Source organism: Mariniphaga sediminis, assembly GCF_003573545.1.
In the GTDB taxonomy this organism is placed as follows: Bacteria; Bacteroidota; Bacteroidia; order Bacteroidales; family Prolixibacteraceae; genus Mariniphaga; species Mariniphaga sediminis.
Genome location: NZ_QWET01000005.1, coordinates 356,597 through 378,302, shown reverse-complemented (window position 1 = coordinate 378,302; position 21,706 = coordinate 356,597). Strand labels below are relative to the sequence as shown.

17 protein-coding genes are annotated in these 21,706 nt (G+C 39.7%); all 17 read right to left on the bottom strand.

What is annotated here, in order from left to right; translation table 11 throughout:
* Positions 1-257 precede the first annotated feature (257 nt).
* Positions 258-1,358, bottom strand: coding sequence for an SDR family oxidoreductase (locus D1164_RS09100; protein ID WP_119349641.1), 1,101 nt, complete (start codon positions 1,356-1,358; stop codon positions 258-260).
* A 67-nt stretch (positions 1,359-1,425) separates the two neighbouring features.
* Positions 1,426-2,100, bottom strand: a complete 675-nt coding sequence (locus D1164_RS09095; protein ID WP_119349640.1) for a diacylglycerol/polyprenol kinase family protein — start codon at positions 2,098-2,100, stop codon at positions 1,426-1,428.
* A gap of 36 nt (positions 2,101-2,136) precedes the next feature.
* On the bottom strand, positions 2,137-2,865 hold the full coding sequence (locus D1164_RS09090) for a phosphatidate cytidylyltransferase (protein ID WP_119349639.1): 729 nt from the start codon (positions 2,863-2,865) through the stop codon (positions 2,137-2,139).
* A gap of 27 nt (positions 2,866-2,892) precedes the next feature.
* A complete protein-coding gene (locus tag D1164_RS09085; protein WP_119349638.1) occupies positions 2,893-3,693 on the bottom strand; it encodes a sulfite exporter TauE/SafE family protein in 801 nt (266 codons plus the stop codon).
* 185 nt (positions 3,694-3,878) lie between these two features.
* A complete protein-coding gene (locus D1164_RS09080) occupies positions 3,879-4,490 on the bottom strand; it encodes a hypothetical protein (protein WP_119349637.1) in 612 nt (203 codons plus the stop codon).
* A gap of 51 nt (positions 4,491-4,541) precedes the next feature.
* Entirely contained in the window at positions 4,542-5,123 is a 582-nt protein-coding gene (locus D1164_RS09075; RefSeq protein WP_119349636.1) for a Crp/Fnr family transcriptional regulator, read from the bottom strand.
* Positions 5,120-5,890 carry a hypothetical protein gene (locus tag D1164_RS09070; protein ID WP_119349635.1) on the bottom strand — a complete coding sequence of 257 codons (771 nt, stop codon included), beginning with the start codon at positions 5,888-5,890 and terminating at the stop codon, positions 5,120-5,122. Before D1164_RS09070 ends, D1164_RS09075 begins: the two co-directional genes overlap by 4 nt.
* Positions 5,891-5,921: 31 nt before the next feature.
* The gene (locus D1164_RS09065) at positions 5,922-6,530 is read right to left on the bottom strand and encodes a hypothetical protein (protein WP_119349634.1); all 609 of its coding nucleotides are present in this window, start codon (positions 6,528-6,530) and stop codon (positions 5,922-5,924) included.
* 97 nt (positions 6,531-6,627) lie between these two features.
* On the bottom strand, positions 6,628-8,565 hold the full coding sequence (locus tag D1164_RS09060; protein ID WP_206610965.1) for a glycoside hydrolase family 97 protein: 1,938 nt from the start codon (positions 8,563-8,565) through the stop codon (positions 6,628-6,630).
* Between the two features lie 40 nt (positions 8,566-8,605).
* Positions 8,606-10,495, bottom strand: a complete 1,890-nt coding sequence (locus D1164_RS09055) for a glycoside hydrolase family 97 protein (protein WP_119349633.1) — start codon at positions 10,493-10,495, stop codon at positions 8,606-8,608.
* A gap of 46 nt (positions 10,496-10,541) precedes the next feature.
* Positions 10,542-11,519 (bottom strand): D-cysteine desulfhydrase family protein, encoded by a 978-nt coding sequence (locus tag D1164_RS09050; RefSeq protein WP_119349632.1) that lies wholly within the window; start codon positions 11,517-11,519, stop codon positions 10,542-10,544.
* A 31-nt stretch (positions 11,520-11,550) separates the two neighbouring features.
* Positions 11,551-12,432: a M55 family metallopeptidase gene (locus tag D1164_RS09045; RefSeq protein ID WP_119349631.1), complete on the bottom strand. Its 882-nt coding sequence runs from the start codon at positions 12,430-12,432 to the stop codon at positions 11,551-11,553.
* 54 nt (positions 12,433-12,486) lie between these two features.
* The gene (locus D1164_RS09040) at positions 12,487-14,823 is read right to left on the bottom strand and encodes a GH92 family glycosyl hydrolase (protein WP_119349630.1); all 2,337 of its coding nucleotides are present in this window, start codon (positions 14,821-14,823) and stop codon (positions 12,487-12,489) included.
* 32 nt (positions 14,824-14,855) lie between these two features.
* Entirely contained in the window at positions 14,856-16,598 is a 1,743-nt protein-coding gene (locus tag D1164_RS09035) for a dipeptidase (RefSeq protein ID WP_119349665.1), read from the bottom strand.
* A 169-nt stretch (positions 16,599-16,767) separates the two neighbouring features.
* Entirely contained in the window at positions 16,768-18,045 is a 1,278-nt protein-coding gene (locus D1164_RS09030; RefSeq protein ID WP_172594395.1) for a M28 family metallopeptidase, read from the bottom strand.
* A 52-nt stretch (positions 18,046-18,097) separates the two neighbouring features.
* Positions 18,098-20,170, bottom strand: coding sequence for a right-handed parallel beta-helix repeat-containing protein (locus D1164_RS23960; protein WP_206610963.1), 2,073 nt, complete (start codon positions 20,168-20,170; stop codon positions 18,098-18,100).
* Between the two features lie 19 nt (positions 20,171-20,189).
* On the bottom strand, positions 20,190-21,623 hold the full coding sequence (locus tag D1164_RS09020; RefSeq protein WP_119349628.1) for an alpha-L-fucosidase: 1,434 nt from the start codon (positions 21,621-21,623) through the stop codon (positions 20,190-20,192).
* Positions 21,624-21,706 lie beyond the last annotated feature (83 nt).

Here is a 21,706-nt window from a genome sequence, read left to right as displayed (position 1 = left end):
AAATCTTTTTTCATAGCCATCTAGCTCTTGTTGATTTGGAAATGCAAAGCTAGGTGGCTTATTATTTATTCATGTCCTTTTGTCGCTTGTCCTTATAAATCTATTTCCTCAGCGGTGTGGCTTTCATTTGATTATAGTTTTTTCGTTCCTATTGGCAACAAACGCCTGCCTTGCTTGTGTATCCGGAAAGAGAATTCAGATGAATATTATTCACTAATCATTCGACGTGCTTCCGATTTTCCTGTTTATTCCATATTTTATATATGAACCGTTTGTTTTTTTACCGGTAATTCATTCTGAATAAAATATTCCAGCATTTTGTAAAATGCTTTTGCTGTTAACTCATTTTTCCTTGCGGGCATGATTCCATCCAGGCTTTTGGTTTCAAATAACAGATTTGTTTCAGCATAACTCCCTGTGAACGACATACCGGCTGCAATCATCCGTTCCAGCGGACTTAAACCTGCGCGCTGCAGATTCTTATCCATCATAACCTGAAAGGGAAGAAGCCGGTTGATTCCCTCAATTATCTGGTAATTTTTGATCGAATTTTTAGCTGCAAAATGGAACACTGAAGTCAGCGGCTTATGGGTATCTACTATTTTCATAAAATAATCGACAACCTGATTGATGGGAATTAAATTCTGGGTGGAGTCCGGGTCAATTCGTACCCGCACCACACTGCCCGGGTACTTTTCAGACAAATAACCGATCCTTTTAACAAAGTCGAACACCCCATAATCGGTGTGGGTAACCCCATTCCGGCTATCTCCCACCACCTGAGACAGTCGCACAATGTGCCCATCTATACCTTTCTCCTCCATATACCTTTTTACAGTATTTTCGGCAAATCTTTTTGATTGCTCATAATAATTCCGAAAGTGGGTAATATCTTCATTTGCATAAAACTTCTCTTCAAATAATCCTGAAAAATTTCCGCACGAATAGGTGCTGCTAACAAAAAAGAAACGGGAGCCCGGTTTGGAATGCTTTATAAAAACTTTCATCGCATTTTCAACTCCACCAACATTTGTCTCAAATATCTTATCCTTATCTTTTGCATCAAACTTTAAACTGGCCGCAAAATGAAAAAAGTCAACGCTTTGACTAAAAATATCTTCCAATTGTTTTTTCGGAATAGAAAAATCCTCTTCGAGTAACGAATAGTTGCAGGTATCAAGGTGTTCAAGTTTTATATGGTCATCTATTTCAAACAAAACGTTCTTCATTCTTTGGGCGGGCGAATATTTATCATTACCTCTTACCAGGGCAATCACTTTATGCTTTTGCGACAGCAAATTGCTGATCAGGTGTGAGGCGACATACCCGTTTGCCCCGGTTATTACAATCTTTTGCATCCTTTTTTACTTAACATATTTAATGAACAATTACTCAAACACAACAACCAAACGCCCCATCTTGTTGTCAAAGGAATACGACAAGCATCAACAAGACACTTAAAGGAACAAAAAGGTTATCTGTACCGCGCCCGCTAAACAATTCAATCAATGTACCGACCACTGCAATGCCCAGTGCCAGCCAGAAGGTTTTCAAGTCGAAAACCATCCTGTAAAAATATAAGGCGATGAGGGAAATAATAAAACTGGACATTAAAAACGAACCCGACCCCAGCCAGGTTTTCCTGGTTTTATATCCCAGAACCTGAATTTTATGGTTGTAATTTTTCAGGTTAATTCCCAGGATTCCAGCCATTGGGTCACAAATGGCAAGTATCAGAATCGGCAAAATGTAAAGGAACTTGTTGTCCAACTTGATGGAGATTAAAAAGGTAAGGTAAATAGACAGTGGCAGCAAATAACTGCCAGCCGATTTTCTGTCGATGTCATGAATTGACTTGAGCTGTGTACCGTGACGACTGATAAACAAAACGATAAAAAAGATGGACGCCAAAACCAGCACATACCAGTGATCATTAAAAAGGTAAGGGAAGGTGATGGTGGAAAGCGTTGCTGTAAAGTGGGCAAATTTCCGGGTTATTTCTCCCTTGAGCCCAAGCCGACGGTAAACCAGTTCATTAAAAACAAGAAGAAAAGTGATAGCTATTAAAAAAATAAATGTCAATGCTATTTGATTTCGCATAACACATTATTTTGGTTTCTATTCAACGTTCAGTCTCTATAAATTTAAGAATAATTCATTACATGCCACCCAGGCGCCTCCGGCAATGAGGCTGTCGAACCTGTCGAGAAAGCCTCCATGCCCCGGAATAAGGCTGCTGAAATCTTTTACATTATATTTTCTTTTGTAATAAGATGCCAAAACATCTCCGGCAAAGGCAAAAACGACTATCCCGGCTGCCAGCTGCACCGCTCTCAGTGCCGGTCGGTCAATCAGGAAATCGAATAACAGGGCACTGATTACGGCCACCAGACCCCCTCCGATTGCTCCTTCCCATGTTTTTTGAGGACTGATTTTCGGGAAAATTTTCCGCCTTCCCCATAGCTGTCCCGTAATCTGACTAAAACTGTCAAAAACCGAAAGAATGAGAAATGAAAAAAGAATCAATCCTTTATCCAATCCGCTAAAAAGTAAAAATCCAAATGAAAGCAGTACGTAAACGACCATCGAAAAAAGAAAAAAACGCAATGCTGTGCGGCCGGATTTTTGAAGCAACCTAAACAGTTCATAAAACCCCACTCCGGTTATAAATACGGCAAGAACCCTAAAAACAAACGGATTAATAACAATACTAAAGAAAAGGATGTGAATGATTATGGCATAGGTAATATACTTGATCCAGCTTTTGCGTTTTTCATCCGCCCCTTTCTTCCTGTTGATAAAGAAAAACCCGACGGCGCCAAGGATAAAGTAGCTCAAAATAATAAAGTAAATTACCCGGATCATTTACCTCTTTTTAATATATTATTTCTTCTATTTAGCTAATATAATGATTACTCCGAAAACAATCATGGCAACTGCATACCCGATTCGAATCCGGTTCCCTGCCTGGCCAAATTTTATACCCGCAAGAATTTTGGGGCCGGCAAAAGCGCCCACAATTGCCCCGGAAGTAAGAAAGTAAACCAGGGTCAGGTCAATTTTTCCTACAAAAAAATGGGCGCTGAGGGCAGAAACCGTATTGACAAGTACAATCAGGATTGAGGTTCCCACAACCAATTTTACGGGCATACGCAAAGAAAACAGCCCTGCCAGCACCGGCGCCACTCCGCTGGTACCAAAAGTACCTGTAATCACTCCGGCAAGCAATCCGTAAAAAGTTCCCCTGGATATACTTTTAAAACCAATTCTCTGAGGCGTTTTCGTTTCACCATCCGCGGCCTTTCTGCCTTTTCGGCTATTTATAAATATGGGAATGGAAATTAAAATAGAATAAATACCAAACCCGGTTTTTAACTGGCCGGCAGTCATTATACTTGTAAAACGCGCCCCGGCAACTGCTCCTAAAATCCCTGTTATTATAAAAACAAGCCCGATTCCAAGGTCGGTATGCCCCTTCCTGTAATGGCCATAGGAACCCACAATACAAATAGGAAGTGTAGCTGCAAGCGAGGTAGCAACAGCTACCTGAGCCGGCACATCAAAAAAAAGAATAAGTACGGGTAGGAAGAAAAATCCTCCTCCGCTGCCCATCATGGAAGCCAACAGGCCAATGGTAAAACCAATAAGAGGGAGCAGCAAATAACTGTATTCAAATGTTGAATGAAAAATCATTGCAAACGAAATCCGCGTTTTTTAACTGCTTGATAATTATGCTAATTTATAAAAACTTCACATAGGTTGAATGTTTTTCTTCTGAGAAACAGATATTGGAAGGCATTACTGTCCGGGAAAAAATTGATAGTTGTTTAGTGTAAAATCCGTTTAAATGTAGCTGTACACATGGCTGTTCGTTCATTTTATTTTCCAATTAAAACATCGTATGCTTTGGGTATTTCAACTCCCTGAAAGCCGTTTGTCAATCCGTACAGAACAACAATAGTCACGATTATTCCTGTCAACAAAATAAATCTTGATTGTTGTGTAACAGATAATCGAAATACTTCTCTTTTCATTTTCAGGTAGTGAATGGCAGCCACGTGTCCGAAAAACGATAAAATAGCTGCCCCATAATACGGAATGAAAAACAGATTCAAAGGAAACGTATTCAGACCTGCTGCGCCAAAATAGAAATTTGTATCCAGCTCAAGGATATATCTTCCTGTTAAAACTGCGCCCACATGGACTATCAAAAAAATAGCCAAATACAACCCTGTCCATATTTGCAATTTCTCATAAAACCCATCCACCCGTTTTCGTTTCGCAAAGAATAATCTCAGTCCTGAAATTATCTGAATCACAACGGCTGTTAAAAGAACTGTTTCTCCTGCTTTGCTTCTGTAAATCAATCTCATTTTATCCATAAATGCCATGTAAGTATCCACACCCAAAACGCTTAAGAGATGATTAAATAAATGAACTGCAATAAAGCTTGTAATTGTCAGACCTAAAATGTAATGTACTTGTTTCATCTTTTTTCCTGCAAAAGTCTGTTCAATTTTTGAAGTTTCATTTGATATAAATCAAATTCCATTCCGGGGATTTCTAATTCTACTCAATGTTTCAAGAGTTATCCCTAAATGTGAAGCGATGTGAGTTAATGGTACTCTGTTGGTGATATTCGGATATTTTTTCAAAATATTTTCATACCTCTGTTGTGCATTTTGAAACAGTATAGAAGAAATTCTTTCCCGTTGACTTAACATCGTCTGGATTACTACAACTTTAATCAGTCGTTCAAAGTCATGGTATTTAACAGATAATTTGTCAACTGTATCCTTCGACATCTCTATTAATATCGAATCCTCCAGCAGTTCAATATAATGAGGACTTGGTTTATCAGAGAAAAAGCTGATAATGGAACTTATAAATTCATTTTCAAAAGCGAACCAATCAGAAATATCTTTCCCATCTTTCAAATAATAAACCCTTGCACATCCTTCGACTATATAAAATGTCTTATCCGAATATTGACCTTCTTTCACAAGGGTAGTGTGTTTTTTACGTGACAATATTTTGATACTATCCAACAGCTCCTTCCGGCAACCGGAAGATAACGGGGAATATACTTCACTTATCCTATTTACTATCTCTTCTTTATTCATAGATATTCTGTAATGCCGGGTCTTAAATTCAATTCGTTAAATTTTAATCTATACGTCTCGTTTTCAAATTTGTCAAAGTCAAAATTTTTAAAATAATCCATATTCGAATTCTGGTAAATCGTGTCATTTAATTCCCCTCCCGGATTAATGTCAACGTATATTTTTTTATTTGTATATGTTTTCCCAATCAGTTTTATCGGGAATGCCGGGTCGTTAAAAATAAAATAAGAATGTGATCTTTTATTTTTATGAATCAAAATCCCTTTTACATTATACACTTTGCCTGGAGGAGCTGCATTGTCAAGATAATGAACAAGATTGTTGAAACTATTAAAATCAATTTCATCCCCCAGCTTTAAAATTAAAGTCCCGTTCAACTCTGAAATGTTTATTTTACTGTTATTTAGCCGGTAATTAAACGCCACCGGATCATAATCATTTTCAAATGCATGTAAAACACTTTCAATATTTTTAAAACCTGTTGTATTAATGATTATGTATTTGTCATATTCCGAAAATGAAACGTGTACTGGTTGCGAAGCCTCTTCAAATTCGTTGATATAAAGTTTAAGTCCGAACACCTTGTCAATTAGCCAAACCGGCGCCCAAACCGGAAAAAACAATATTTTCGCTTTTCCATTTCCATCAGTTTTCAGTCCGCGCAACAATGATTTAAACATATAAACCGGGTCGCGCAATACCAGGTAAAGGATACCCCCAACCGCTATGATAAAAAAAATGGATATGGTTAAATCAAATGTGTCCATTTACATTGCTTTTAATCAACCGTAATTATAACTACCGGATAAACGTCATGATGGTCACAAAAATACTCCAGATACTAATACCATTTATAAAAAGCATTTCTGTTACTCCATTAATTCCGTTCAGAAGAACTGAAATTAAAGTAATAAAAACAACTCCGCCAATTATCACAAGTCCTGACACACCGAGAAAATGCAAATCAGGCAGGACGGCTGTCTGGAACATTACAATAAGAACCGGCAATGTAACAAAAACGATAAGGGCAAGCAGATTGTGAAACAAACGCTGTAAACTGGGAACCAGCCTTTTTCGACTGTAGGGATAAATATTGTGGGGAACAAAGGCCAACAACGTCAAGCAGGCAAAACTGTAGTTAATTTGCTGCATAAACCGCTCGTTCTCTCCCAAATCGTAAAACAGGGAAAGGAGCCAGAAAAAAAGATAATTTAAAATTGCCGTGGCAAAAAGCAGGCGTTTGTACCCTTGCACGTATATTTTTCCGTACAGTTTTTTATTACTTAAAAAACTCAGGGTGTACTTTTTCAAATCGAAATCAATGAGTTGAATGCTCCTTTTTACAGCAAAGGGCAAAAAACCGGCATAGGTAAATCCTACCAGCAAAATCCCCAATTTTATGAGCATTGTTTCGTTCACTTTCGTTCAAAAAGGGGAAGATATTCAATTTTGGAGTGTTCTCCAAAAATCGTTAGGGTGCCTTACGAACGATATTGAAAAGATACTATTTTACAGGCGTGAATATTACGGCCAAACCATTTTGTTTTAAAACAGGGTACTCGAATTCAGATTGGCCGGTAACTTCAATTTCCTGAATTTTAACTTTAGTGACTGTTTTTAAAGATTCGTCGTGTGAAAAAACTGTTGCTTTGTATTTTTTCCCTTCATCAAGAAATTTCAAATCAACATTCAGCAACATCTCTTTTGTTCCGGTAATTGCCCCTAAATACCATTTATCTTCATGCTTTCTTGCAACAACAGCAAATTCGCCAGGGTATCCGTCAATAATCTTTGTTTCGTCCCAAACTGTAGGAACCTGGTCAAAAAATGCAAGATCCGGGATTTCCGGGATTACATCCTCCGTATTCCCGGCACCTCCCTTTTTTGTTGGGGAGCCTACCGGACGATCGTACCAATACAAAAATTGCCACGGACTATAAATGCAAATTGTTTTAGCCATTTGAGAAACATGTGAGCCCATTTTGGCTGACACGCGTTCCGAGAAATAACAGTTTGTCTGGTCTCCGGCACCAGCTATCATCCTTGTAAAAAGGGTATTGATAACCATGTCATTCGGAGCACTTTCTTCATCCCCCCGAATTCCTTCCTGAGTCATTAAATTAGGATATGTACGCGAATAACCTGTTGGCCTGTATTCATCATGAATATCAACCATTAAGCCATGTTCGGCTGCTTTTCGAACCGCATCGTGCAACCACGTAGTCCATTTCTGCGGACCTACATTTACAAAACCATACTTCACTCCGGTTACTCCCCACGATTTCAGCAATGGTAGCACTTCATCCAACTGCTTTTCCAGTGCTCTCCTATTCACATACAATATAACGTCGATCCCCTTTTCTTTGGCATAATTTATTACATACTTCAAATCAAGTGGGCCGGGTGAACGGTTGGGGTCGACTGTGACCGTGGTAGCATCAGAAGCATCATCATATTCATTTCCATACCAACCAGCATCAAATTCGACGTATTGCAAATTATGCTTCTCGGCAAAATCGACACAAGCAATCCCTCCTTTTGTGGTTAAGGTAACTTCCCTGATTACTTTTCCCGGTTTTATCCATGACGTATCTTCTATTTTATTGGGTTCACTTAAATTAAGCAAGAGATAGTTATTCTGCAGAATCTCAGACGGTGACTGGCCTGCCATAATAAATCGCCATGGAGAAAAATATCCATTACCGGGAATAGAAACAAAATGAATCTTATTGCCTTTTTTATCTTGCGCTATAGATAATGAAGCCCTTAGCTTATTTGAAACAGTGCTATCCTTTTCAAATTTCATCCGGGCAAAATCGACTAAATTGGCTTCTCCCAAAGCAGCAAAAACGGAATCAGACAATTCGGCCAGCAACGGGCGTTCGCATATTATTGAAACATCAGAAAGTTTTTGCTTATTGATGCCAGACTGGGCCATAAGACTTACCCAAACAAACGGGTCGTTTGGAAAAGTAAACTCTGTTAATTCAGACAAAACTTCCAGTTCTTCTGGCTGATTAAATTCATACCTAAAAGCAACCCCTTCATTATAAGCCCGAACTCTTAACGCAATATTTTCGGCCGCAAGGTTTGTCCCTTTAAATTGAACCAACACCTCATTGTATTTGTCGGTATAGCTTGAAAATTCACCATATACCGGCCTCCAGGTTTTATCCACTGAATTTTTGATAACTTTCGTTATTTTGACATCGCCAGGGATAAATGTCCCATTTGCCAATTTAAAGCCCAACGCTGATTTGTCAATAATAACACTCCCGTTCCAGTTTACTGAATAAGATAATTTACCTTCAGTAGTCAGACTAAAATGATAGTTGTTATCCGGACTCGATAACTGAATTGAATCATTGCTGTTACACGAACAAAACAACAACGATAAACACATAAAAACTAACGCCTTACCAATCAATTTAAAATTCATCATTATACTTTTTATTTTTCCCCTTTTATACAATCAACCGCAACTACTCTTCAGGGCTCAACCAAATTGCCTGCCCTCCGGAAGCTAAAAGTTTTGTTTTTAATATGGTTGAAGAATCAACCTTTTTTTGCCGTATACCGACTTTCGTACGTGTTTTTGCCAATGGGTCATCGAAATAAATACGGGCTTCAAACTTCACGCCCTTTGGTAAAAAATCGAGCGGTAATTCTATTTCGCGGGCCTCTGCATTTGTGATGGTTCCAACAAACCATTGTTCACCACTTTGGCGGGCAATAGTTACATAATTTCCGATATTATCGTGAATAACTTTGGTATCATCCCAAACAGTTGGAATTGCATCAAAAAATTCGAGTTCCGGTTCATTTCCGATATGGGCAAGACTATCGTACCAGTACACATATTGTAACGGGCTGTAGTAAAGAGCTGCTAATGATAACTGGTGAGCAGAAGTCGTATTCAGGTAAGTCTTATAACCTGATTTAATTTCCGATCGATGATAGTAGCAAATCGTATAATCGGCAGCTCCTGCAACAAAACGGGTAAAGGGAAGGATTGTATTGTGGGTGGCTCCGGGAAAACCTTCATTTCCTAGTATCCCTTCCTGGGTCATAAGATTGGGATAAGTTCGGCTAAAACCGGTAGGACGATACTCATCATGTATGTTAACCACAATCCCATATTCTGCACATTTTTTTACAGCTTCGTGCATCCAGTAAGTCCATCGGTGTGAGCCGACATGTACAAAGCCAAATTTAATTCCGGAAATTCCCCACGATTGATACAATGGCAATATTTCATCCAGCCGTGAGTCCAGTTCCCGTTGATTCACATATACAATTACTCCTACGCCCTTTTCCTTTGCGTAGCGGCAAACCTCTTTCATATCCAGCGGACCGTCATAACGGTGAGGAGAAACTGTTATTGTTGTGGCATTTGTAGATTGCTTGTATTCCGGACCATACCAGCTAGCATCAAAATGAATGTACTGAAGATTACGGGTAACTGCGAGATCGACCATCTTTTTGGCATATTGGGTTGTATACGATTTCAACAAAACCACCTTTCCCGGTCTTATCCACGAGGGATCTTCAATCGCACAGGGCTCATTTAAATTTAAAATCAAGTCGTTGTTTTCCAATAGTTGGCCCGGCCGTTCAGCGACCATAATTACCCTCCAGGGCGTTTTTACAGGTGCTATTTCATCAACTCCTGAGTACATTGAGCATTCAAGTGTGTTGGGATGGGTATCAGATAATTTAAATTTTGTGCGGGCATAATTAACCATTTCTGCTTCGGTTAAACATAAATACAACCCATCAGGAAGTTCCAAAGTAAGAGGACGTTCACATTCTCCCGGCCAGTTATTCAGAGGAAGAAGGTGGTACATTTGCTGAGCCATAAAAGTATACCATGCCTTCGTATTTTCCGGAAGTGTAAATTCTGTTTCCTCTTCTTTTATGCGAATATATGGTCCCCCCGTTTCGTATTCAGGAAATAAATAACGAAACGCAATACCTTCATTATAAGCCCTTACAACAATACGCATCTCCGGCTTTGTTTTACCTTGCTTTCCTATCACAAGAACAGTTTCATTATAATGGTCGCGAACCTGGTTCCGTTCGCCGTAAACAGGAATCCATGTCGTATCTTTTGAACTGGTGATTTTATCTTTTAGTTCCAGTTTATTTAACCACTGACCATCTGTTAACTGAATTCCCAACGGAGATTTTAATACCACAGACTGGTTATTATAACTAACCGAGTATGACATTTCAAACGGTTCGTCCGGTTGCATAAAAAAGGTAAAACAAAGTCTGCCGTCAGGAGAATAAAGCTTATCGCTATAATTATTGGAAAAGCCATTTCCAAGAGCCAGTAAAATTATGATGGATATAAAAAATAATTGCTTCATTTTATACAGTTTAAGTTAGTTTTTGATTAAAATAGTTTTGTTTCGTTTATGGATACAAGTTTTCAGCATAATGAAAATTAGCCGGCAGTCCCCCCGTATGAAGAAACAACACATTTGAACCAGGTTTCAATACTCGTCTTTCCATTAAATCAATCATCCCATGGAATGCCCTTGCGGTATAAACAGGGTCCAGCAAAATTCCTTCCGATTCCGCCAATAATTTTATGGCTCGTTTTTCATGTTCCGTAACAACTCCATAACCTGCCTTGTCATAATCTTTCAACAAATGAATGTCGTTTCGTTTTATTTCAGGTTTTATTCCGTATGTATTCAGAATCTTAGGAACAATATCAGTTATTATATTTTCAAGTGCATTTCCATTGGTTTCATCTTTATCGATATTTATCCCGATAAGTTTACTTTTTAATTGATTGATTGCGGAGCCGGCTATTAAGCCGGCATGTGTCCCGCCTGAACTGGAAGCAAAAATGATATAGTCAATAGTTTGCTTCATTTCTGTTAACTGTTCTTTCATTTCGGCAACAGCATCAACATAGCCCAAGGCACCTGTTTCATTAGTTCCACCATATGGAATAACATAAGGCTTTCTTCCTTTTTTAATTAATTCCTTTACCAAATCGTCAATATCTTCGCCCTTTCTATTATCGCCGGTAAAATGAATCTCAGCTCCCAACAGCTGAGATAACAGAAGATTTCCACTGTAATGCGCTGGCTTTTCTCCTCCAAGTAACAGATAACATTTAAGATTCTCGCGGGCGCAGGAAGCAGCGGTTAAACGACAATGATTTGATTGCTGAGCTCCGGCAGTAATTACAGTGTCGCACCCTTTATTAAGTGCATCATATAAAAGATATTCCAGTTTTCGTATTTTATTCCCTCCTGTAGCTACACCATTATGATCATCACGCTTTATAAATATCCGGTAGTTATTATACAGACTTGATAAATTCTTTAATTCATACAATGGCGTTGGGAAAAATCCCAGTGAGATTTTTTGTTTCATCTTAAATTTGGTTTTTAATAGCTTTCGATATTTATCTTTTTTTTGATTTTTCCGAAACTATATCATAAGCGTGAAGGGCACTGGGGTAAGTCCCTGTTTTTATCCATATTCTCTTATGCTTCTCATCAGGTTTAGTTAATTCAATCCTGGCATCAAATGGCATATCAATACTGTATATTTCGCAGTTGCTGATATTAGCCATTGCTTTTTTAGCCCCTTCATAAAGTGCACGTTGTGTTTCGTCGAATGAATATAAAACAGCACTTTCTTCAGCAATGCCTTCCTTAACAACTACCGTTGTTACATCATTGCCTAAAAATTTGTTTGCCTCACGACATGCTGCAGCATCTCCGGAAACCATTATTACAGGAACCTTGAAATAACCTCCCATTAACGCAACCATTCCTATCTCTCCGGTTTCAACCCCGTTGTACCACAAGCGAAATCTTCCTGAACTTGATTGAGTATGGTGCAACACTCCGTCCGAAGTCCCTCTCATTGCATGGGCTCCAACTTGTACTATTCCATCAAATGATGCATCCAAACCGAAAAGGGGTTTGGGTCTGGGAGTACCTGTTATGTATCTGACTCCAGCCTCCATTAATTCAGGAAGAACAGCCTGTGGCCCATGTCCATCAAGTACTACAATTTCAGATGCTCCGCCATCTTTTAAACCTTTTATCACCGCTGAAAGATCGGCCATAAAAAATTCGCATGATTGCTTATAAATGGGAGTATCTTTGGGTTTTACCTGTTTCCATCGGTAAATACCGCTAATTCCCTCCAGGTCGGTTACAATATATATCTTCTTTTGGGCACGACTCTCAAATGATAATAATACAACGCTGATTAACAGAAATAAAACATACTTCAAGTACCTGACTTTGCTTTTTCGGTTTAGTTCTTTCTTCATCTTAGATTGCAATTAGTTTTAAATAATTTTCGCTACAGGAAGCTCTGATTTGCTTTAACGCTTCATTGAAAAAGGCCTCGATTCTTCAGTAATGCCCCATTTCTTATTGGGTTTTGCGCCCATTTTAAACTGAATGCTACCTCCGTTAATTATCTCTTTTATCGGGATAAAGGTTTTATTCCATTCTTTCCCGTTTAGAATTACTGATTGTATGTAGATATTTTTCGCCGAAAGCTTCTCACTGGTAACTACTATTTTTTTCCCATCGGCAAGCTGGATTTCAGCTTTGTTAACTGAAGGAGACCCGACAACATACTCTCCTGATCCCGGACAAACCGGATAAAAACCAAGAGAAGAAAAGATGTACCAGGCGCTCATTTGTCCACAATCGTCGTTCCCACACAGTCCATCAGGTTTATTCAAATACATTGTATTAACAATCTGATTTACCCTTTCCTGTGTTTTCCAGGGTTTGCCTGCCCAGTTATACATATATGCCACATGATGGCTGGGTTCGTTTCCATGTACATAACACCCAATCAAACCTTCACGGGTAACATCTTCTGTTTCGGCAAAATATTTATCGGGCAGGTACATTGTAAACAGCGAATCGAGATGTTCGCAGAAACGGTTATTCCCTCCCATCTTTTCAATCAAACCGGATACATCGTGCGGCACATACAGCGAATAATTCCATGCATTTCCTTCAATAAAACCTTCGTTTGCTGTGTGCAAGGCATCGAAAGGTGTTTTCCAGTTTCCCCGGCTGTCTTTTGCTCCCACAAAACCTGTTTTTTCGTTAAACAAGTTTTTCCAGTTTTTTGAACGGGTTTCAAATGTACCTGCAACATCTTTTTCCCCAATCGATTTGGCCAGTTGTGCAATGGTCCAGTCATCGTAAGCATATTCCAAAGTCATTGACGATCCGTTTACATTCTTATCGAAAGGCACATAACCAAACTTCATATAATCATCGAGGTTGCCATATTTTTTATAGGTTGCCGACGACACACAGGCATCAAGCGCATGGTTCACATCAAAACCACGAATTCCATTCATCCAGGCATCAGCAATAACCGGAACCGCATGGTATCCAATCATACACCAGTTTTCGTTGCCAAAATGGCTCCATACCGGCAATACATGATGGACACTCTGGTTGTAATGCGCCAGCATCGAATTAATCATGTCTGATGTACGCTTTGGTTGAATTAAAGTTAGCAATGGATGCAGTGCCCGGTAGGTATCCCAAAGTGAAAAAATGGAATAGTTTACAAAACCATCGGCTTTATGAATAGCATGGTCGAGACCGCGGTACTGCCCGTCAACGTCCATATATTCAATGGGATTAATGCAGGTATGATACATTGATGTATAAAATGTTACTTTCTTTTCAGGAGAAGCGGCAATCTTAATTTTTGAAAGCTCTTGCTGCCAGCGGTTTTTAGCCTCTGCTTTTACTTTTCCAAAGTCAAAATGAGGGACTTCGGCCTTAAGATTCTTTAATGCTCCCTCGGTACTAACAGCGGAAAGAGCGAATTTTATTTTTATTTGTTCGTCTGGTTGCGTTTCAAAATCGAAATGAGCTTTTAGATTTTTACCCGCCATTTCAGGAAAATTATTTTCCTGGTCAAACTTTCGCCAAAAGCCTTTATAAACAAGGTCCTCAAAATTCTTTCCACCGTAATTTTTAATGGGTTTGGAAAACACCATTGCAAAATACAGGTAGTTGGTCCGGGCCCAACCACTTGTAATACGATAACCCGTTACCAAAGTATCGTTTTCAACCCGGATATACGACCACAACACTTTCCCATCGTAATTATAAATTCCATGATTCATATCCAGAATAATATGGGCATCCTTAGTCTCAGGAAAAGTATATTGATGAAATCCGACATGCGAACTGGTAGTCATCTCAGCCTTAATATCATAATCATCGAGTTGCACGCAATAATAACCGGGTTCGGCTTTTTCCCGTTCGTGGCTGTAACGCGAACGATAGCCCGACTCCGGTTTTTCGGCCGTTCCGGGATTCAATTTCAAATCGCCAACAGTAGGCATAATCAAAAAATCGCCCAAATCGGAATGACCGGTCCCGCTAAAATGTGTATGGCTAAACCCAACAATGGTTGGGTCGTTATACTGGTATCCGGCACAATAACGGTAAACTGTTCCTGTGTACTGCCCGTCAACGGCATAAGGAACCGTATCAGTATCGGGACTTAACTGGACCATTCCAAACGGCACACAAGCGCCGGGGAATACATGTCCCATTTCCTGTGTTCCGATGAATGGATTTACATATTGGGTTAAATCTTCCTCTGAAATTTGCGCATATACCTGTGTGGCAAAAAAGAACAAAGCAATTAGTGCTGTCAGCGATTTCATACTCGTATGTTTATTTTTTTAGATTGAATCGTTTATTTTTTCTCTTGCGGAACTTTCAATAAATCTCCGGTTCCCCGAATCATCAGCTTTTCCCATTCTTTTCCATAGCCGGTATGTTTGGGGCGTTGCGGAATACCTTTTCCGTTCCCGTTATCCAGTAATTTACCATCTGCTGTAATCTTCCTGTTTCCATCCATGTATTTCATAAACAGATAATGATAAAAGCTTTTCCAGTTGCTTACCAGTTTATTTCCTGTAAATACCGAATAAGCAGTTATATATGTCCTGGCAGATTCTACATCCGTTTTATACAATTCCGAAGCTGCATCATCAACAAGTTTTACTTCTGTCTCGAACTGTTTCTCAAGCTTTACCTGATATTCTTCCAATTCAGGATGTATCAGATTATATCGTGTATAAGACCAGTTGGTCAATTGATTAAACGTCCAGAATGCAGAGGTTTCCGACCAGCTAATCATTGAGCCATTGCCCACCCGGTAGCTTTCAGGAACTTCCTTTATTCCACAATACATTGGGGCATACACACAACCATCGGCATCGTCAACGCCAAACCAGAAAACACCACCAATTGGAGCAGGTAACCAGCTACGCGACTGGGCAACAAAACTATATCCGGTTTGCTGGGTTGCAATGGCACGTTCGTTAAGGTATTTAATGCTGTCGACTTCGAACTCCATCGGTCGCCAACGATAGGGCAATCCGAACGGCCCCGCGCCAATTCCTTTTTGCATATCGAGCGGGGTATCCTCGTAGTGGTCACGCATTGAGGCCATTACTTGTTGCAAAGAAACCTTCGAATCAGGTTTTACCCATAATGGCAAACGGTTGGTTACATACCCGTTGGAATTCGGATTATTGTCAGGAAATCTTTTTTCTCTTTTAAACTTACCCAAAGCATAATCGGTATATTCCTGGTTAACTTTTATTTCTGTATTTATTTTTCTAAAAAACGACCACACACGGGCATCGCAATATCTCGCCCCGCCAAAGGTTAATGGGTTATACACATCGGCAAAACTAAATGCCTCATCAGAACCGCTATATAAGCTATGCTTACGGGCAAAATCAATAACATCCGGTGAGTTAAAAACGGTTTGGTCTGGATTGTCCCAGTCATTTGTTATCTGGAATGGGAATGTGGTAATACGTGCCTGGTTAGCATGCCCCGACACATAACCGTCAGGAACCAAACGAGCCACCCAAACAGCCCCTTTTTCAAATTTGCCTTTTCCAATCATCTCCATAATCCACACCTCGTTGGCATCGGAAATTGAAAACGATTCGCCTCCTGAAGCGTATCCATACTGGGCTACCAATCCGGTCATCACTTTTATCATTTCGCGGGCAGTTTTCGACCGTTGCAAACCAATCCGCATTAAGGAACCATAGTCAAGGATTGCATCAGACGGGCCATACAAAATACCCAACCCGCCAAAAGTGGTTTCGCCCACTGCAACCTGGTGCTCGTTCATAAACTGAACCACAGAATAGGTATGGGAAACCTGAGGTATCGTTCCCATAAACCGGCCATTTTCGTAATGATACACTTCGCAAACATCACCCGGCTGGTGGTCGGCTGCCTGATAAAAATCTATTGCACCATAGCGGATATGCGAATCAGCAGCATAGGTAATCATTACTGAACCATCTGCACTTGCACCTTTTGTAACAATAAGGTTGGTACAAGCGCCTGCTTCAATAACGCTGGCAAACATTATAAAAAAAACATATAAACCTAAAAACCAATATCTCATGAGCATATAATTTGTTTGTTTCTAAAGGTATCAAATGTAATACGTATGAATTACATTTATCATCGGTTTTCCCATACACACGTTATACTATTCCATATATTACGCAACCAATCTTTAAACATTACGAAAAAGACTTAAAATGAAATCCGTCCTGCAAAAGGCACCTATTCTAAAAATGGTCAAAAAATTTAATCATAAGCTTTGTATAATCGACAAACTCAGTAAAGGGCAAATACTCGTACCTGTCATCAAGATCATGGTATGCCTGAGTCCCTCCTAAAGTATAAATAAAAAAAGACGGAACTCCTTTTTCGTAAAACTTGCAGTGATCACTGTTGCATGCTGCCCCTCTGATATTTACAGAGGGTAAATACTTATTTTCCTCATTAATATTTTTTAGCTTGTCGAATTCGTTTCGAAACACACTTCCGTTAACAACTTTAATCCCGTCGTCGCCGGTACCAGCCATATCAAAGTTGACTAAAAAACGGATTTTCCCTAAATCAAACAGTGGGTTTTCAGCATAATATTTTGCACCTAAAATCCCAATTTCCTCCGCACCAAGAGCCATGAAGGCAATCGAATATTTGGGCAAATTTTCGGAGTAATAGCGTGCCAAATTTAACATCATCGCGATTCCGCTGGCATTGTCATTTGCCCCAGGGAAATAGGTCTTTGCCCCCATTGTCCCCAAATGATCATAATGCCCTATCATCACTAAAAACGAATCGGGTTTCTCTGTTCCTTCAAGATAACCAATTACATTACGTGTTTCATATTTAATGAACTTAGCTTTTACATTAATGGACACTTCCTTAATGTTTTCCAAATTCAAATCTTTCTTTACGGCAAATGCCAATTTCTTATCCTGATAGGTCAAGCCCCTCCACATCAGTTTTTGTTTGGTAAAAATCAGGGTGGCTACCGATGGTACTTCCGGATCAAACTTAATATACCTGAGAAGCTCTCTTCGTTTCTCTTTGTCGTAACCATCATTAATCTCCGATGCGTTTTCATTAATAATGAGCACTCTACCGGCACTGGCTGAAACAATCCTTTTGAGTTTCTTTTCATCCCATAAGTCACTTTCTTCCACTACAAAAACAGGAAACGTCCCTTTTAGGGAAGTAGAATTCCGATCAACCATGTAATCTACTCCCGGGGTAAGTTCTACCCCGTCAATCTGAAGTTCCATTTTCGAAGGAAAGGTATTCACATTCACCTCGAAAGGTTGAAAATAATCGTCATTAAATGGTTTTAATCCCAGACTTACAAACTGACTGCGTATATACCTGGCTGCTTTTTTGTCTCCATTTCCCACATATCCTCTTCCTTTAAATTCCGGCGAAGAAAGCGTTTTGACAACTTCCTTTGCATAATTCAACTCCTGTGCTTTTGTCAGGAAACAGGAGGTGATAAAAAATAACAGTAAAACAGATTTCTTCATAATGTCGTATTTCAATTTTCTTTGCATCGATTACAGTTCTATCTAGTTGTTTTTACAGGGGTCCGATTTTTTCGACCGGTATCTGCTTGAAACCCGGTATTTTCTTAAATATCACTGACGTATCCTTAAGTTTAAAGTTCTGATTTTCTTTATCAACAAAACCGGGATCTTCATTTGTAATGTAGTTGTTGTCAGTAAACTCAAGAAGTTTTTTATCTGTATTTACTCCTTCGTCAACCCGTTTAATTATCTGATCTACCTGTACAAATACATTTTCATCAATCAGGTTCCGTTTTGGCAAGGACGGATCTTCATCCCAATATTTCGCAAGTTCAGGATATCGCTCGCTGTAAGGTGGCTGGTTGTATTTCACCGCCGCCAATCGCTGTTCAATTACTCCACCGGCTGCGATCATCGGTTTCGCCCATTCAAATGCCTGCATGCGGTTGTCTACTTTTATTCCAATCGGGGTATCGATAAAAATATTGTTGGTATATACATTGTCGCTACCTCCACCAATAAGCACAGGAATAGTACCCGCTTTATAGAATATATTTCCATGTACTTCCATTGCACAGGCGCCATCGTCGTGATAAACGGCTGTTGTGCGATACACATCTCCCAAATGATGGAAATAGTTAAAACGAACCACATTCCCTCTAAACGAAGGATTACGACCATAGTAAACGGCTCCCACATCATCGGTTACAAGACATACATTATGAATTTCGTTGTATTCAATCAAGTGATCATTACCATGCAGCAAAATGGCACTATGTGGAGAGTTAAAAATCTCATTGTTGGAAATCCGGTTTCCTACTCCTGAAATTCTTATCCCCGCACAATAAGTTTTCGCAATTCGGTTAAAGTCGTGGATAACACTATTTTCAACATAATTGCCTGCGCTTTCAAGCGTGTTCCGGTTTCCACCGTTTAACTTTATACCTCCTGTTCCGGTTTGACAAACAGTACAGTTAACGATCCCATTATTTTTACTTAAAACAGGGTTTTTACCAGCCGAAAGAGGAATGTCTTCGTAATCAACAGTAACTGCATACCGCCCAATATTTTTGAAAGAACAATCAGTTAACAGACATTCTTTTGTTGCTATCATTTCAACGGCAACTCCCCTGGTGCATTCAAAGTCGATTCCTTTCACTGTAATGTTTGATGCTCCTGTTATTGAAATAAATAAATCTTCGAAAACAGAAACCTCAATGGTCTCAATTTTTCCCGGGTTGTAGAAATAAACGATCCCCTCTGTGCGGTCGATGTAATACTCTCCGGGAGCATCTATTTCTTCAGGGATATTGTAGGCATACCAGCGATTGTAAGGTTTTCCTGTACCGAATCCATAGCGGTGAGGAAGAGTAGTGGTAAATGTTTGGTTAATCGTGTCGATCGAAGCCAGTTTTACGGCATCGTCTGCCCAGCCATATCTAAAATATCCGGCAATCCAAATATCTTCCGGATTTTTCCAGCTTGACGGCCGGGTTACGGAATAGGTAAATGTTCCTCCTGTATCTCCCTCATCACCTTCAGCAGCCACAGACCCCCGGTTGATAATTTTTCCGATTGCTACAGATGAGTCGTTAGGCCAACGTGACAAATGAAAAGGCTCTCCATTTATAAAAAGCTCCATCCATACAGACTTCTCCGGACGCTTAAATCCAACCGGGTGAAGATTACCGAATGCAGTTATTCCGATATCTTTTAAGTGAATCAAAAAAATATCTTCCCGGTTTTCTTCCGGAAATAACTTTCTTTTAGAAGTACCGGAAACACGCAATACCTCGTCGGGGTCAATCGATAAACCTCCCGTAAAACGCACTTTTTCATTGTTGTATGCAGCAATGGTTACCCCATTATCCTCTTCGGTTAGTGTCAGGGGCCTGGTAAAATAGTATTCCCCTTCACGTACCAGAATAGAATATGGCACAGGTCCGTTTTTCACTCTTTTTTCACGAATAAAATCTCTGGCCTTTTCTAATGTCAAAAAAGGTTTTTCCCGGGTACCATTTCCCTGGTCACTTCCCTGAGTTGAAACAAAAACAGTTTTTTTATTTGCGCAGGAAACAAGTGTGACCACAACAAGCAATAAAAGTAGAATTCTTATTTTTTTCATTCCATCCAGTATTTAAAGATTAATCCAGCGCTCCGCTTTGCATTTCCTTTTTGGGAGAAGAAACCTCAATGTTGTTCAGTTTTCCTTTCACTTCAAGTTTGATGACGCTGGCAACGGGATCCGGAGCTGAAACAGGGATCTCAATGTGATGTCCATTATTGATTGCTTTTGTTTTAAGCTCAGCACCGGTAGCCAGTAATTTAGCAAACATTATTTTGTTTGTTAGACCGGGAACGGAGAGAATACCATTTTCAGGCCACTCCAAAACACATAAATACAATATTGTTTTGTTTTTTTCTTGTTTTAAAGTACACTCACCCCAAGGTAAGTCTCTTATTGGGCTTACCTGTGTTTTATAGATGGCCTCCCCATTTGTATCCATCCACTTTCCAATATCATTTAGTCGCCGGATGCTTGCTTCGGGAAAGGTGCCATCTGGTTTGGGCCCCACGTTTAAAAGGTAATTTCCGCCTCTTGCAACAATCCGGATAAGGTTTCTAATAAGCTTTTCCGAAGATTTCCATTTATTGTCAAAGCTTTTGTACCCCCACGAATTATTCATGGTCATGCAGGTTTCCCAAGGCTGCCCATCGATTGCATCCCAGTCAGGAATTGCTTGTTCGGGAGTCTTGGTATCTCCCGGGAAGTCCGGATGCAATCGGTCATTGGTTATAATCTGAGGTTGCATGCTTAGCAATTTTTGCAATTTTACTGCACCATCGTAACTTTTCATCTGAGTTGCATAGTCCCACCATAAAACTGAAACATCGCCATAATTTAAAAGTAGCTCCTTTACCTGAGGAACAGCCACGCGATCTATATATTCATCAAAAGTTGCCGTTTCCTGTATCGGGTCCCAGCTTCCGTCATGCTCTTTAGTATATTGATCGATCCGGGCTGAATCCGGATTAGGCCATCCCTGCCACATGGGTCTCCGGGCGACAGAGCCGCCGGGGTTCGTCCAATCGTTGGCCTGGGAATAATAAAATCCCAATTTAATACCCTGTTTTTTACACTCTTCTGCTAAAGGTTTTAGCAAATCTTTTCCGTATGCTGTCGCATCCACAACATCCCAATCGCTGGCTTTGCTGTCGAATAAAGCAAAACCATCGTGGTGCTTGGCGGTAATTATCAGGTACTTCATTCCTGCATCTTTTGCCATTTTCACCCAGGCTTTAGGATCATAATTCCCCGGATTAAAGTCTTTCGCATGTTCCCGGTATTCAGACACCGGAATTTTACAACGGTTCTCAATCCAGGCGGCATCGCCGTATGCCTGCTCGTATCCGTTATAAACTCCTCCGTACATGGAGTAGACACCCCAGTGAATAAACATACCAAATTTAGCCTCATGCCACCACTCCAGACGGTCTTCAACAGGTAATCCATGTTGAGCATTTACAACTTTGGAAAAGAGAAAAATAAGGATTATCAGGAATATAATATTCTTCATCTTATTTCAACTTTCGAGAACGTAAAACTTATTTTTTGTTTCAGGGCAATGTAAGGAAGCCTCCAAATGTATTTTTTTAAGAC

What these genes read in the sequence shown, in the direction of transcription:
- D1164_RS09040 (WP_119349630.1), bottom strand. Translation starts at nt 14,823, where the DNA reads ATGAAATCGCTGACAGCACTAATTGCTTTGTTCTTTTTTGCCACACAG.
- D1164_RS09065 (WP_119349634.1), bottom strand. Translation starts at nt 6,530, where the DNA reads ATGCTCATAAAATTGGGGATTTTGCTGGTAGGATTTACCTATGCCGGT.
- D1164_RS09030 (WP_172594395.1), bottom strand. Translation starts at nt 18,045, where the DNA reads ATGAAGAAATCTGTTTTACTGTTATTTTTTATCACCTCCTGTTTCCTG.
- D1164_RS09050 (WP_119349632.1), bottom strand. Translation starts at nt 11,519, where the DNA reads ATGAAACAAAAAATCTCACTGGGATTTTTCCCAACGCCATTGTATGAA.
- D1164_RS09055 (WP_119349633.1), bottom strand. Translation starts at nt 10,495, where the DNA reads ATGAAGCAATTATTTTTTATATCCATCATAATTTTACTGGCTCTTGGA.
- D1164_RS09020 (WP_119349628.1), bottom strand. Translation starts at nt 21,623, where the DNA reads ATGAAGAATATTATATTCCTGATAATCCTTATTTTTCTCTTTTCCAAA.
- D1164_RS23960 (WP_206610963.1), bottom strand. Translation starts at nt 20,170, where the DNA reads ATGAAAAAAATAAGAATTCTACTTTTATTGCTTGTTGTGGTCACACTT.
- D1164_RS09100 (WP_119349641.1), bottom strand. Translation starts at nt 1,358, where the DNA reads ATGCAAAAGATTGTAATAACCGGGGCAAACGGGTATGTCGCCTCACAC.
- D1164_RS09045 (WP_119349631.1), bottom strand. Translation starts at nt 12,432, where the DNA reads ATGAAGAAAGAACTAAACCGAAAAAGCAAAGTCAGGTACTTGAAGTAT.
- D1164_RS09075 (WP_119349636.1), bottom strand. Translation starts at nt 5,123, where the DNA reads ATGAATAAAGAAGAGATAGTAAATAGGATAAGTGAAGTATATTCCCCG.
- D1164_RS09085 (WP_119349638.1), bottom strand. Translation starts at nt 3,693, where the DNA reads ATGATTTTTCATTCAACATTTGAATACAGTTATTTGCTGCTCCCTCTT.
- D1164_RS09090 (WP_119349639.1), bottom strand. Translation starts at nt 2,865, where the DNA reads ATGATCCGGGTAATTTACTTTATTATTTTGAGCTACTTTATCCTTGGC.
- D1164_RS09080 (WP_119349637.1), bottom strand. Translation starts at nt 4,490, where the DNA reads ATGAAACAAGTACATTACATTTTAGGTCTGACAATTACAAGCTTTATT.
- D1164_RS09060 (WP_206610965.1), bottom strand. Translation starts at nt 8,565, where the DNA reads ATGATGAATTTTAAATTGATTGGTAAGGCGTTAGTTTTTATGTGTTTA.
- D1164_RS09035 (WP_119349665.1), bottom strand. Translation starts at nt 16,598, where the DNA reads ATGAGATATTGGTTTTTAGGTTTATATGTTTTTTTTATAATGTTTGCC.
- D1164_RS09095 (WP_119349640.1), bottom strand. Translation starts at nt 2,100, where the DNA reads ATGCGAAATCAAATAGCATTGACATTTATTTTTTTAATAGCTATCACT.
- D1164_RS09070 (WP_119349635.1), bottom strand. Translation starts at nt 5,890, where the DNA reads ATGGACACATTTGATTTAACCATATCCATTTTTTTTATCATAGCGGTT.